At 37.4% G+C, this 13,356-nt stretch carries 11 protein-coding genes and 1 pseudogene; 9 read left to right on the top strand and 3 right to left on the bottom strand.

Translation table 11 applies throughout. From position 1 onward, the window contains the following. Position 1 precedes the first annotated feature (1 nt). The 3 genes and pseudogenes from H2672_RS09805 (at position 2) to H2672_RS09795 (ending at position 2,765) form a co-directional block, all read left to right on the top strand. Positions 2–772: an HNH endonuclease gene (locus H2672_RS09805; protein ID WP_186671145.1), complete on the top strand. Its 771-nt coding sequence runs from the start codon at positions 2–4 to the stop codon at positions 770–772. Positions 773–949: 177 nt separating this feature from the next. Further along, a pseudogene (locus H2672_RS09800) lies at positions 950–1,198 on the top strand (transglutaminase domain-containing protein); the annotation flags it as partial. A gap of 559 nt (positions 1,199–1,757) precedes the next feature. Next, a complete protein-coding gene (locus H2672_RS09795; protein ID WP_186671143.1) occupies positions 1,758–2,765 on the top strand; it encodes a lysozyme inhibitor LprI family protein in 1,008 nt (335 codons plus the stop codon). Positions 2,766–3,111: 346 nt separating this feature from the next. On the opposite strand, the gene H2672_RS09790 is transcribed toward H2672_RS09795, so the two are convergent. Next, positions 3,112–3,450 carry a hypothetical protein gene (locus H2672_RS09790; RefSeq protein WP_186671142.1) on the bottom strand — a complete coding sequence of 113 codons (339 nt, stop codon included), beginning with the start codon at positions 3,448–3,450 and terminating at the stop codon, positions 3,112–3,114. 568 nt (positions 3,451–4,018) lie between these two features. Then, positions 4,019–4,693 (bottom strand): hypothetical protein, encoded by a 675-nt coding sequence (locus tag H2672_RS09785; protein ID WP_186671141.1) that lies wholly within the window; start codon positions 4,691–4,693, stop codon positions 4,019–4,021. 508 nt (positions 4,694–5,201) lie between these two features. Here H2672_RS09785 and H2672_RS09780 point away from each other — a divergent pair. Beyond that, positions 5,202–6,116: an NERD domain-containing protein gene (locus H2672_RS09780; protein WP_186671140.1), complete on the top strand. Its 915-nt coding sequence runs from the start codon at positions 5,202–5,204 to the stop codon at positions 6,114–6,116. A gap of 1,498 nt (positions 6,117–7,614) precedes the next feature. Here H2672_RS09780 and H2672_RS09775 read toward each other — a convergent pair. Then, positions 7,615–8,067: a hypothetical protein gene (locus H2672_RS09775; RefSeq protein WP_186671139.1), complete on the bottom strand. Its 453-nt coding sequence runs from the start codon at positions 8,065–8,067 to the stop codon at positions 7,615–7,617. Between the two features lie 436 nt (positions 8,068–8,503). On the opposite strand from H2672_RS09775, the gene H2672_RS09770 reads away from it, so the two are divergent. Genes H2672_RS09770 through H2672_RS09750 form a run of 5 tightly spaced genes read left to right on the top strand, consistent with a single transcriptional unit; the run spans position 8,504 to position 13,079 of the window. Continuing rightward, the gene (locus H2672_RS09770) at positions 8,504–9,076 is read left to right on the top strand and encodes an RNA polymerase sigma factor (protein WP_186671138.1); all 573 of its coding nucleotides are present in this window, start codon (positions 8,504–8,506) and stop codon (positions 9,074–9,076) included. Further along, on the top strand, positions 9,057–9,809 hold the full coding sequence (locus H2672_RS09765; RefSeq protein ID WP_186671137.1) for a hypothetical protein: 753 nt from the start codon (positions 9,057–9,059) through the stop codon (positions 9,807–9,809). Before H2672_RS09770 ends, H2672_RS09765 begins: the two co-directional genes overlap by 20 nt. 1 nt (position 9,810) lies before the next feature. Beyond that, a complete protein-coding gene (locus H2672_RS09760) occupies positions 9,811–10,686 on the top strand; it encodes an ABC transporter ATP-binding protein (RefSeq protein ID WP_186671136.1) in 876 nt (291 codons plus the stop codon). After that, on the top strand, positions 10,686–11,936 hold the full coding sequence (locus H2672_RS09755) for a hypothetical protein (protein ID WP_186671135.1): 1,251 nt from the start codon (positions 10,686–10,688) through the stop codon (positions 11,934–11,936). Before H2672_RS09760 ends, H2672_RS09755 begins: the two co-directional genes overlap by 1 nt. A 12-nt stretch (positions 11,937–11,948) precedes the next feature. Continuing rightward, on the top strand, positions 11,949–13,079 hold the full coding sequence (locus tag H2672_RS09750; RefSeq protein ID WP_186671134.1) for a hypothetical protein: 1,131 nt from the start codon (positions 11,949–11,951) through the stop codon (positions 13,077–13,079). Positions 13,080–13,356 lie beyond the last annotated feature (277 nt).

Below are 13,356 nucleotides of genomic sequence, written 5' to 3'. Positions count from 1 at the left end.
GTTGAAATGGTTAATTTCTGCAAATGGTAAAATGTATAATCACGTGGCAGCGTTTGATGAATTTGGTTACATTGATTGGAGACAAACTGCAAAGTATCAAGTAGGCGATATAGTATACATCTATGCAACTAAACCTTATATGAAAGTAATGTATAAAACAGTAGTAGAAAAAGTGGATTTGGTATTTGAAAAAATTACTGATGACAAAAAATATTGGATTAACATTGAGGAATATGAGAAATCAATATCAGGGAAATATGCTAGACTCAGACTCGTTGAACGAGTAAATACCGATAAATTAGCATTAGATAGATTAAAAGAGTATGGATTGAAAGCTGCACCTCAAGGTCCAATAAAAGTTAAAGAAGAATTAGGAAGTTATTTGGAGAAGAATATTAATGATTATTATGCAGAGGGGATTTTTCCAGAAGAAATTGATGAAGGTATAATTGAAGGACATAAGCGAACAGTGTCTGTGAATATATATGAAAGAAGCTCTGTCGCTCGCAATAAAAGTATTGAAGAGCATGGTCATAATTGTAGTGTGTGTGATATGAATTTCGAAGTAATATACGGTGAATTAGGAAAAGGCTTTATCCATGTACATCATATTGTTCCGCTTCATGAAATCGAAGATACATATAAAGTGAATTATAAAAAAGATCTAGTTCCTGTTTGTCCAAACTGTCATGCGATGTTACACAGAAAAATAAATGATGAAAGTTTAAGTATTGCCGAGCTGAAAGAGGTTTACAGATTGAAAAATACTTAGTGAAAATTGACGACAAGTAGTGTTAGGTGCCTGTCTGGCACTATTCAGTTAATACAATACAAATGTATAATAATACAAATTATATCAATACCTATGCGGTTTTTTCTTTATTTCTTGTATGATTATTTGGATGTGTGAATTGTTCGCCTTTGTGTCTGACACAGGTACCTCTCACTAGCAGTTGCGCTTCTTCGTGCGGCAGGATTGGAATCGAGGTATGTAGTTGGAACGACAGGTTTTGACGTCAATCTCACGTATCAACCGTGGTTGGAAGTAAAAGTAGATCGTAAGTGGTTAACTATGGATCCCACTTGGGGTGCGGGTTATATGGAGAATAATGAATTCGTTCTGGATTACACAGAAGATTATTTTGACCCTTCCGCAGATACGTTTAAAACGCATACGCGCGAATCTATAGAATATTGAACACTCATGTAATTGTACAGGAAACGAGTAGGGGGAATTGAAGTGTCTATTTTGACAAGGTTTTTCGAGAAGATAGCAAAGATTACTACGCCTGCAACCAAGACTTGTTATTTTTGCAAACGAAAGTCGGCGGATTTTAGGGTTTATCGTAATGAGAAGAATGTAAAGATAAACGTATGCCCACTCTGTGTGGACTATGCGAATAGAAGAGCGTTCCGTAAGTAAAAAAAATGCCGTGCATGAAACAATTAGTGTCAGGTACCTGTGTAGGGGTGTATTCGGACAATTCACTCCAATTTCATATTTATGCAAAGGAGTTTAGATAGGTAACTGATTATCTAATAAACTTTGGCTTTTTATACAATTGGTTGAATTGTTGGTTGTTGTTTGTTGCACAGGCACACAAACACTAAAGTCCAGCCGGTGTTTTATGTGGATCCGACAGATGCTGTGTCTAAGGCTTTGGGTGTTTAGGTATCAACATCGTGTTTCTTTACGGTAGCGATATTGTAGATGTAAGAGTGAAATCGCTAATGAAACGAACAAGGAGAGAATGCCTATGAAAGACTTTATTGATTATTACGAACTGCTAGGTGTCTCCCCCCGCGCCAGTACAGAATTAATCCATAAAGCATACCGAATTGGTTCGAAAAATACTCACCCCGATTTGGGTGGTTCTGAAGCGGAATTTATTATTTTACATACTGCTTATGAAACGCTTATGGATAAATCTATGAGAAGGGATTATGACAAAATCTATAACGGGATAGAAAACTTGAAATACAACAATGGTAATCAAGAGAAGCAAGACTATGAAACGCGTTTTCAATCGAACGATTCGGCTAAAGAGGAATCTGAAACTGTAAATGCTGAAGATCAACCTGACACAGAACATAAAAACAGAAAACCAATCTGGAAATATATTATTAGTAGTTTCGTCTTACTATCAATCCTAGCGAAACTTCTCAGTAACTTTTCATTTACAGATGATAACACCGATACACCTTACAATTTTACCGAAAGTTCATCAAGTTCTGACAGTGATCAAGGTTATGTAGTTCCTGTGACTAGTGATACTATTGTCGGTGATGTTGAGTCGAAGCAGACACCTAGTGAACAACTGGACGTAATATCAACCTCAAGCATACTAGATGGTTCAGAAGGAATTAATAAAAATATAATAAGTAAGACTGATAAGACTACTGGTGGAATGTTTTCAATATACTTGTCACAATTACAAAAAATTGATGAGGACCTGGCAATGGAATCTGGAGTTTGGGAGTTTGGTTCTGATAATCAAATTGTTGGTTTTACAATAGATGAATATCAAATTTGGGATGATAAGTTAAATGAAATTTATGGACTTCTGAAAGTCCAGTTATCATATGAAGATTTTAATTCATTGCGTAAATCACAGCGTGAATGGATAAAGACGCGAGATATTAAAGCGGAGGAAGCAATTACTGAATTTAAAGGTGGTAGTTGGGAGCCAGCTGTTTACAATTCGGTAAGTGCTGAAGAAACACGAAAACGTTGTTATTGGTTTTTAGAAGAGTATTTTAACTAAGTGCTGAAGTGCGCTAAAAAAGGTATCTTAGTTTTAGGTGCCACTAGCCTTGCACGACATTAAATAAAAGTTATTCTACCCTTGTATCGGGATCCTAAAATTAATTGATTCGATACACATTAAGTTGCAGCAAAATGGATCTACTTGGACGGCTGTAAGTATGGGGATTGTTTGTGCACCTGTGTACCACACAACTTAGGCACTACTCAGAATTGTTTTTAAGTTGTGCGGTACACAGGCACGCCAAAAGAAATACCAATAAATCAATACCTATGCGGTTTTTCTTTATTTTTTGTATCATTATTTGAACTTGTGAATAGTTCGCCTTTGTGTGCCTCTTTTATTACTAGTTTTCGTTAGGATTGTTTTCAATCCGGTTGAGTTTCAAATCATGCATCGCCGTTTTTTGATATGTGAATTCAATATCGGATTCAAGTCGGTCCAGCCCTTTATTCGTTTCATTGAAGCGTTGGGTCATTTCTGTTCGCGTACCTTGCTGTCCGATTTGAATAACTTGAAGAGCCGTCTTCGTTTCATCACGGAATTCCTTTAACTCGCCTACCAAACTATCAAACCGTTCATCCATCCCGTCAAACCGTTGATCTATGGCTTTCAATTCCAGATGGATCGGCTGCAGCGCAGCATCTAAAATGGATTTTAATGCATCCATTAATTCCTTGTCCATTGTTTACTTCCTCCTCTCTTGTATGAGTGATAGTAAGCAGCTTCCTTAGCTGCTCGTTCCATTCTGAGACGACCCGTATACTTCCGATTAATAGTCCATTAATAATACCACGCGGAAACGCTATTTCCTATCCAAGTACGGATAAGTTTTTGGAATAATGGCTGCCTGTGCACCACACACTCCTATTCGTGAATGTGAATTCATTCAACAAAATTCGATTTCCGCTCAAAATACGCATGCAATTTATAATCACAAATTTCCTCAGTCCATCGGAAAAGAATTTCTGCGTGCTCGGGTAAAGGAGTCACATGGATTGTAAAGACATTGTCTAGAAATGAAATTAAACCTCTTGAAGAACCGCTCCAATAGGACAAGGGCATGCAAGTGAGAAGGGAAATGATTTTCTTTTGATTATAGGTGCGAAGTTCTTTCCCTTGTTGATCTGAGAAATCTGTTCGTATTCTATAGTTACATCACCAAAGTTTCCATAGATGCAATTTCGGTAGCTTTGGAAGCTTCTTATATGATGTATAATTTCTCAACTATGCGTACCGGAACATCCCCAGGATTAGCTGTATATAGTGTTATTTATTCTAAAACTAAGATAAATTCGAAAGCCCACATCATGATAGCGACAGGAACGTTTTATTTTTCGTGTGTAGAATTCATTTCTTGTAGGCTGTGTTTCATATAATTGAATTTCTTTCAATAACTCTTCTTTTGCAAAAAATCCAGGAAAATAGCTTTGGCATGAATCACAGAAAAACCATCCGTCCAAATGATCCATATTGATAGTAGCAATCGGTTCAATATCGTGACATTCGCCTTCACATAAATATGCTTTATCAATGTAGATGGAATCAATTAGGTCCAGGCCAAAATTATCCTCTAAAATTCTACTAATGTTTTTTGCCTCTTCTTTCGTGTCAAAATAAAATGCCATTTCATCGTAAGGATGCAAACGCTCCTTTAATAATTCAGCAAACTCAATTTCTTGAATAGTCGTAAGAAAGGTGACAAACTCTTCACCCGATATCCATTTGTTTTTAAGTAAAGGATGGTCTAATTGAAAAGACTTATAATAATAAACATCACGTTCTGGTCTCCACTTTAGTATTTTCCTTTGGGGATGTTGGAACTTTGCATAGTATCTATAAATTTCTTGAGCGAAGACGCCATCATCTCCTTGCTTGATATAGTAATCCCAATAGGGTTCTATTTCTTCGTCTATAAGATCAAGCACATCGTCAACACTTCATTGAAAGTTTTTCCCTCTTTCGATTATTTCATCTTCCCAATGATCAAACCATTCGAAATAAACGCTTCGTATTGCTTCGTAATCATCGATATATGGGTGAAAATGATCCATACATTTAATATCATTTTCTTCATAACATTCCTCTTTACAATACATATCTCCGAATTCATTTATTCGATATCTATCGGTCGCTTTCTTATCACAATACAACAAGTTTTCATTTCATTCCCTCGCTTTCTATATCACTATACATAGGCTTGTTGTAACTTGTTACGGGGCTTTATGAGAAGGTTTTAGTTGGAGTATGTGGTGCATAGGCAGCCATCACTATACGGAAACTGGACGGAGCGAATCGGTTTGGGTATTCCTATGGTGACACAGGTACCTATTTTATGGAACTATTTTCGCATTATATGATATTATTGTAATAGTTGGAAAGGTAGAGACATTGATGTGGTTGCCGACAACTAAGTGATTAACCTGGAGGGATATCATGAATGCAGACAATAGTATGATGTCGGGATTTTATGAGGGGATTTTGATTATAATCAAAATGGTTATTACATCAAGTGCGTTTCCGGTTGTCGTCCTATTGGTGATTTTGTGGAATATACTGCAGTGGAAGATGCCGGTTATTAAAGGGAAGTATGGGGAGTGGGTTGTAAAGAAAAAGCTTCGGAAATTAGGGGATGCATACACTGTCTTCCATGATGTGTATATTCCGAATGGTGAGCGGGGACTGACTCAAGTAGATCATATCGTAACCTCCGTGTATGGCGTGTTTGTCATCGAAACGAAACATTACAGCGGTTGGATTTTTGGTGATGAATTTAAACCATATTGGACACAAGTACTATATAAACGGAAAACAAAAATTTACAATCCAATCCGGCAAAATTACGGCCATATACAAGCTTTGCTTACCTACATAGCACAAGAAGAATTGCAGGATGTCTTTTCCATCATTGCATTTTCATCTAACTCTACTTTTAAATTCAATAAGGGTTTCAACTCTGCACATGTCATACAGTTCCCTGAACTTCTAACAACAATCAGCCAGTACAAGGAGCAACAAATTAGTGAGGATACCGTGAAGGGGATTAATGAAAAGCTCGAGGAACTTTTGACTCTAGTTAAGAATGATAGGAAACGTTTCAAGGCAGAGCACATGCAATCGATTCGAAAAGCGAAAAACGCCAAAAAGCCAGCACGTTCACATACGAGCCATGCGAAAAAGATTTCCAAGCATGATAGCCCGCAATCACATACTACTTGTTCGAAGTGTAATGGGCAGTTGACGTTGAAGGCTGGTAAGTTCGGAAAGTTTTATGGCTGCAGTAATTATCCTAAATGTCGGAATACGGAGAGTGTGCATGTGGATCAGCAGCAGCGGCGGCGGAGTGTTTGATATTGTTAGACAAATTTATGTACCTATGCGCGAAACCATTCAGTAAATACAATGCAACTCTATAATAGTACAAAGTAAATCAATACCTATGCGGTTTTTCTATAAATTACTTGAACGCGTGAATTGTTTGAAACTGTGTCTCACACAGGTACCCCTTTTTGGTTGCACCGATTATTTGACACCATCCAAAATCTAATACGTCATTCAGCATGCGATACATTGGAAATCACTTTGCAATAAGATTCAATTGTCTTTATGAATGCTAATATAATAAATTTTAGGTACCTGTGCTTGACACTATTCAGTGAATACAATGCGGTTGTATAATTATACAAACTAAATTAATACCTATAAGGTTTTTTTATTTTATGTATCATTATTTGAACGTGTGAATAGTTCACCTTTGTGTCTGACACAGGTACCTCTTTTTAGTCATAAAGTCGGAGTCTGCATTGATGCAGTAAAAAGCTGAATGCGAAGTATGCGAATGTTGGGATTGGGACTGAGGAGAAGTTGTTTGAGCAGTTGAAGGGGAAGCAGCCAACCCATATGACAACTTAAGAAATGGATCAGATGATCTGGACAGTAGGACGATATTATAAGACGCTTATTAAGACACGTGATAGGTAAAGACAATACGGGAATGTCGTAACTTAGAAAAACGGATTCACATGCTAATCATGGGCAATTCACTGGGGACGAAATGCTGGCTATCAAAGAGATGTTAAAATCACGGCCAGAAAATATCTTTCCCCCCCCCGCTATGAATTTCCAGGGAGGGTTTTCGTCTGCTTCTTGTTGAGGTCAATCTGCATAACTATTCATGTAGACATGCCTAGCGTTCACCAGAAAGCCCGTTAACTTAACGGTGTATTTTCCCGTGCATAAAGAAGAATCAAGACGTCAGGAGATGAACTGAGTGTTTATAAGGGGTCATGGCGTATGATCAACTGCTGAGAACTGGCGTTATGTTAACTAAAAGGGTATGGACTATACAAGCCCTTCCAGCGATTGATTCGATGTTATGCCGATTAATCTCGAGAAACTGGATAATTACTGCAATATTGGATTGAAAAGGAAGTGAAATAACATATGAGCAAAAAAAAAAGGCTCGGAATATTCGTCATTGCAATGTTGATAACTATTCTTGTTATTATCCCTTTATTCGGTAATCCATTATATCCCTTATTTGATCTATTTAAATAGAAATCAGCTTCCTGCCTTTCATGACAGCTTTTTCTTATTGAACTAAAGGGGCAGGTTAGTTGAAGAATCAGCTGCCTTTCATGGCAGCTGATTCTTATTGAGTAATGGAGTCAACTACTTCCTTGAATGAAGTAGTTGCGAATTTTACAAATATTCCTAACGAAATGTGATAATTACCGTAATAGAAAATCCATTTACAGATGATGAAGACCTACTTTTAAAAGAAGGCGTTAAGTTTTCAAATCTTATGACAGTTGAACTTTAAATTAGTTAACTTGTTTATAGGAATGAATTAATCGGTTGGATTATCATCAGCAAGTTCATTTTCTCCACTTGGGTTTTTCCAACCATTAAACTCCCCATTTAACACAGCTTCTTTTTTGGCAGTACGACCAACTCCAGAATACAATAAATTTCCATCCAAATCATAAATAGCGTATTTCTTTACTACCATATGCTTGTCTTCATAATAGGAAGCAAAAAAATACACATCATGTTCTGGATAATCAGCGGTTAAAGCGCTAAAAGAATACTTAGCTAATTCTTGTTCTAAATCCTTTAGTTCGCTTCCGTTAAGTTTTTTCCTAATATTAAAAGTTGCATTTTTATATTCTTTGTACTCATTTTCATTCTTGGATAAGGAAGAATAAAAATCATCTTCTGGTTTGTTTGTTGCGAATGCGGACCAAGTTATACTCAATGAGATTAAAGAAATTAACGAAAGTATCAAAATGCTCTTTTTCATTTTTACACCTCCCTTTAAACATAGTATTGGTTTGTATGTGAATTACATACGAAGCGATAAATTCGAAGGTTTGCGGATGGAAATAATCGAGTTTCTTGTTAAACTAACGGGGTGCTCTACTTGAAGCGCAATGAGCTGCTTAGTCGGCTCTTTTTTTCTTGTTCAAGGGGTGTTAGTTGAACAAGGGAGAAGTCGATAACAACAACCGACAATCTTTATTTACCGGGTTCGGATGATAGGGAGAAAATTGAATAACAATTTAATAGGATACACAATTCACATATGAATTGGTGTCTTTTTTTATTTTATCAATCCTCCAAAGCAAATGACGCAGTCCTATCTAAACTAATTTTTCTTTAGGAAAGTTAAAACCTTTTTCGTACAAATTACGAATATACTTATAAGCAATGATTTTTGGAAAGCATGTGATGAATAAATGGAGAATGATCTACGCTGGATCAAACAGATAAAGAAAAATGCCAGCGAATCAGCGGCGAATGCGCTCGTGTCTAAATATTATAAGGAAATGTATGCTTTTCATTATAAGCAGACGTTGGATGCGGAGCTGTCACTGGATTTAACACAGGAGCATTTCATTGTCGTCTTGCAATCCATACATAGTTTCGACCCGAAAAAAGCATCTTTCCGTACATGGCTGTATAGGCTCGCTTCAAACCGTATCGTCGATTACTTCCGCTCTAAGCATTATCGGTATGCACAATTTACACAGCCAATCCAAGACATCAATCAGGATTTCGAAGATGAATACAATTTGGAGATCGCTCTTGAACACAAGGAGCAATTTAAGCTTGTCAATGAATTAGTCAACCGACTTGATGCACATTCACAACAAATTATTCGCTTGAAACTCTTCGGTGATTATACGTTGAAGGAGATTGCATCCTTTGAAGCAATTCCCATATCGACTGTAAAAACTAGATACTACGCAGCATTGAAATGGATCCGTAAAGAAATGGAGGTGGAGAAACGTGAAGAAAGATCAATTTAAAATACCGATGCCCGATGACAGCACCATCGTTAGGCAAATCAGTCAAATAGTCTCACAAGGTTTAGTGAAGAGAGAATCCTTTTCGTCCTATTTGCAATCAATGGTGCAACAGGTGGGCTGGAGGCATCTATTTTCGGATCGATTGGAACTTAGCTTTATTTTAACTATCGTCATAGGAATATACAGCCTGTTTCTCATCATACCAAATCAAGTCGAAATCCAAGATCTTTACGCATTTATTTTTCTGTTATCACCGATTCTGTTCCTTGCTCTCTCAATCTATACGTACGTGAATAAAACACAAAATGCTACGTACGACGTGGAAATGGCTTGTAAATATAATGTTTATCAAGTCATTGCCTTTCGAATGCTGGCGTTTAGTGTTTCTACACTGATCCTCAATACGTTGGCAATTGCCTTTATTGCTATGAAATTTGAAGAAATCCATTTTATGCGTGCGTTCATGCTATCTGGCACATCTCTGTTCCTATTTTCAATCATTCTTTTAGTCGCCTTGATGAATCGGAGGACAAAAGGGATTGTCACGGTAACATTAACAGTATGGATCATGGGTAACACACTTTTGAAGTCGGCGAATAACGATTTTTACAACGGGGTCCTTCTTCATATACCAGTAATTGTATATGCGGTTATTCTACTCTGTTGCCTGATAATTTATATGAACTACTTGAAAAAACTAATCGTATTCAAGCAGGTGGAGGGGGTATTTTAACATGTTAGTCGTGAAAAATGTCAGCAAGCGTTACGGTGATTTTACCGCATTGCAACAGATCAATTTGGAATTCAACACGGGTCTTTATGGATTGCTTGCTCCAAATGGGGCAGGGAAAACGACGCTCATCAAAATGTTGGCGACCTTGATTACGCCAAGCGAAGGGGAAATCTATTATAACGGAAAAAACATCATAGCTATGGATGAGCAGTACCGTGAACTGTTAGGCTTTTTGCCGCAGCAATTCGGTTATTACAAAAACTATTCGCCTAAGCAATATATGTTGTATTTAGCAGCCTTGAAAGGGTTAGGGAAAAAAGAGGCACTCCGAAAAATAGACGAACTCTTGGAAAAAGTCGCTTTAGGTGATGTAGTAAATAAAAAAATGAAGAAATTTTCTGGTGGAATGATTCAACGTGTCGGCATCGCTCAAGCATTGCTGAACGATCCGAAAATCCTCATTTTAGACGAGCCAACGGCAGGCCTCGATCCGAAAGAAAGGGCGCGTTTCCGTCATTTACTCACGGAACTCGCCCGTGACCGACTTGTCATTATATCTACCCATATCGTATCGGATATTGAATCGATTGCGAATGAAATCATTATGATCAAAAACAAGCAACTGCTTTATAAGGATTCGGTTGAGAATATTTGTTCAACATTGAAAGGGAATGTGTTCGAAACAACCGTCAATTTTGAATTGATGAAAGCGTTCCGGAAGAAATATGTCCTTCTTTCTGAGAAGCAAGAGTATGGCAAGATGATTGTCCGCTTTATCCATAAAGGCGTGCCGGAAGTTGAATGGAAGCCAGTCGTGCCGGAGCTGGAGGATGTGTTCCTTTACGAATACCGCGATGAAATCGAAGGGGAAGTTTGATGCGTATACTCATCTATGAATATAAGAAGGCATTGACAACGCCAATCATGATTGCATTGCTCATCGTCTTTTCGGCTTTTAATCTATTTGTCATCATCAGTTCATCCGACCATAAAGAAGAATTGAAGATAATCAATGAAATTATCGAAACGTACGAATTGGACATAACAGATGATTCATTGGACGATTTCAGCAGAGACGTTCAAATCGACATAGCTGAATTAAATAGGATGACAGCGTCCGAGTTTACAAGCGTCAATGAATTCCTTGGCGGATTGCACTTTGAGGATCACGAGAATTATACCGATGAACAATGGGAGTTCATTCACCAACTGCAACTAAAAGAAATGTATTTGAACATGGCAAATTCGATTGATGAAAACTATGAAGAAATTGATATACGGAAATTGGGTGAGGAGGATATAGAGAAGTATCGTCTCAGTGGCAATGCTGCTGAAACACTTCTGAATGAATACGAGAAATTCTCAGAGCGGTACGAGGAAATGGTTGAAAACGGAGAGCATAAGCAATGGTTTTTCGCGGGGAAAGCGTACTACATGCATAAATTTCTATTCAAAACGGTCTTCCTGCATATCATTATCGAATCTCTTCTATTAATCGTCTTGACGACTGCATTGATCACGACGTATGAGTTTGAAAACAAGACACATCTCGTTGCGTACTCCACCAAAAGTGGCAGAAAGTTGATGAAGAACAAGCTTCTAGCTTCTTTAACAATGGCTACAACTATTGTAGTCTTCCTATTCGCGATAACACTCGGAACGTTTTTCACAGTTTTTGATTACTCCCACGTCTGGCAAACATCCATTAGCAGTGCGTTCAACTGGGAAGATAATTTCCCGTATGTCGCTTGGTGGGATTTACCTGTAGGAACCTTTCTAATAGGTGTAATTGCATTTGTTTTCATCTCGCTACTGTTATTTTCAGGTTTAACATTTGCAATTTCTGTCGCGGTGAAAAACAGCTACATCACTTTCTTTCTAATCGCAGCACTATTCGTCCTCATGTGGCTATTACCAAGCTTTATGCCAAAGTTTTCAAACCTATTATTCGTCTTTGCGTATACTTTACCGACTTTACTCTTAGCAGTCAGTTTCTCGTTCATGGGAAGCAGCGGATTGATTCTTTTTGAAAACTTTGAATGGATGACAATTAGCTGTTGGACGATGATTACGATTGCAGTTTGCTATATTTCATATAAACGTTTTAGTAAGGTCGATATTTCGTGAGGGGGTGCAGCAATGAGAATTTTATGGAATGAATTGAAGAAAATCTTCACGTGGAAAACGATGTTATTGCTGTTGTTTATCAATGCGGTCCTCTATTTTCTATTGATTGAGTTTTATATTACTAATTTCCCGAGTGGAGATAATAGTTACTCATACAATATTGCAGTTGAGATGGTAGAGAAATACGGTGATGCGATGGATGAGGATGAATTCATTGACTTCCAAAACACATATGAGGAAAAATTGGAAGAAACAAATCGATATTTGCAGTCAAGGGAAGATGCTATTGTAGTTGGATTGGATACATATGAAAAATTCCAAGCATATGATTGGTCGAATCCTTCTGAAGAAGCACGTGCCTTGGAAAATGATGTTTTTTTCGATAATACTATCGATCTCTTTTGGGAGTTACAAGAGCGTGAAAGGCTGATTGAGTTTTATAATATCAGGAAAAATACTCCTGAAGTAACTAATGTTAACAAGAGAGACCGTTTAATGGAATTGATTGCTGAAGAAAAATTCGGAGTATACGCGGAAATAGTTATCTGGAACTTTAAATCATTTATTAAAGGTGTTGGCATTGTTATCCTGTTCAGCGTTGTGCTAGTCATCTCGCCAATAATACTGCGGGACCGTTCAAGGGGGCTCCTTCTGCTGCAATACACTTCGAAAAAGGGACGAAATCTTTTCAAAACGAAAATTCTGGCAGGGTATATTGCAACATTCATCGTCATTACTGGATTGTTGGCCGTTTATTTCAGTGTGTATTCTTTGAACAATACGGACATGTTTTTTAATGTGCGTGTCAACACATTTATTTGGAATGAATCCTGGTTTGACCCAACGTTTTTCCAATTCATCATGCTTTGCATCGCTGCTATTTACTTGATCGGGTTCTTCTTTGTAACACTTACGATGAGTTTTTCAAATGTAGTTCCTAATATGGTTTCATTAATTGGAATCCAAATCCCATTTGTTGTCGGTTTCTTGATCTTCGGCCTGAATCGATTATTGCCGGATATGATAAACATTTGGAATCCTAAGTGGTTAGCCCCTGTTTCTTTCAGCAGCATGGTTATCGTAAGCATCATTATTATTTACTTTCTTGTGAAGCGCGAGAAGAAGGTGGAAGTTTTGTTATGAAAAAAAAGACCTTGTTAAATCTTAAAAAGACTGAACTAATAGAAGATAGCCGCTGCATCAACAGCAACTTTCTGTAATAACAAGGGTTTCCGTTGAAGAATTGAAATTCTATGAGAACAGCAATCACAAGTATCTATACCGAAACAAGTCAAGCGAGAAGTGTATGAAAACAACAAGGATGTCCTTTTTGCATCACTGAATAGAAATATATTTTTTGTTCAATTAACGGGGCAGTTTAGTTGAAAAGTGTTGTTTAACTTGTGTTCAACAATCGGGT

The organism is Sporosarcina sp. BP05, assembly GCF_014282005.1.
Lineage (GTDB): Bacteria > Bacillota > Bacilli > Bacillales_A > Planococcaceae > Sporosarcina.
This window is presented reverse-complemented; position numbering and strand designations above follow the sequence as displayed.

Bases quoted from the DNA above. Each gene is read 5' to 3' on its own strand.
- H2672_RS09795 (WP_186671143.1), top strand. From the start codon at position 1,758: ATGAAAGACTTTATTGATTATTACGAACTGCTAGGTGTCTCCCCCCGC.
- H2672_RS09790 (WP_186671142.1), bottom strand. From the start codon at position 3,450: ATGGACAAGGAATTAATGGATGCATTAAAATCCATTTTAGATGCTGCG.
- H2672_RS09780 (WP_186671140.1), top strand. From the start codon at position 5,202: ATGAATGCAGACAATAGTATGATGTCGGGATTTTATGAGGGGATTTTG.
- H2672_RS09775 (WP_186671139.1), bottom strand. From the start codon at position 8,067: ATGAAAAAGAGCATTTTGATACTTTCGTTAATTTCTTTAATCTCATTG.
- H2672_RS09770 (WP_186671138.1), top strand. From the start codon at position 8,504: ATGGAGAATGATCTACGCTGGATCAAACAGATAAAGAAAAATGCCAGC.
- H2672_RS09760 (WP_186671136.1), top strand. From the start codon at position 9,811: ATGTTAGTCGTGAAAAATGTCAGCAAGCGTTACGGTGATTTTACCGCA.
- H2672_RS09755 (WP_186671135.1), top strand. From the start codon at position 10,686: ATGCGTATACTCATCTATGAATATAAGAAGGCATTGACAACGCCAATC.
- H2672_RS09750 (WP_186671134.1), top strand. From the start codon at position 11,949: ATGAGAATTTTATGGAATGAATTGAAGAAAATCTTCACGTGGAAAACG.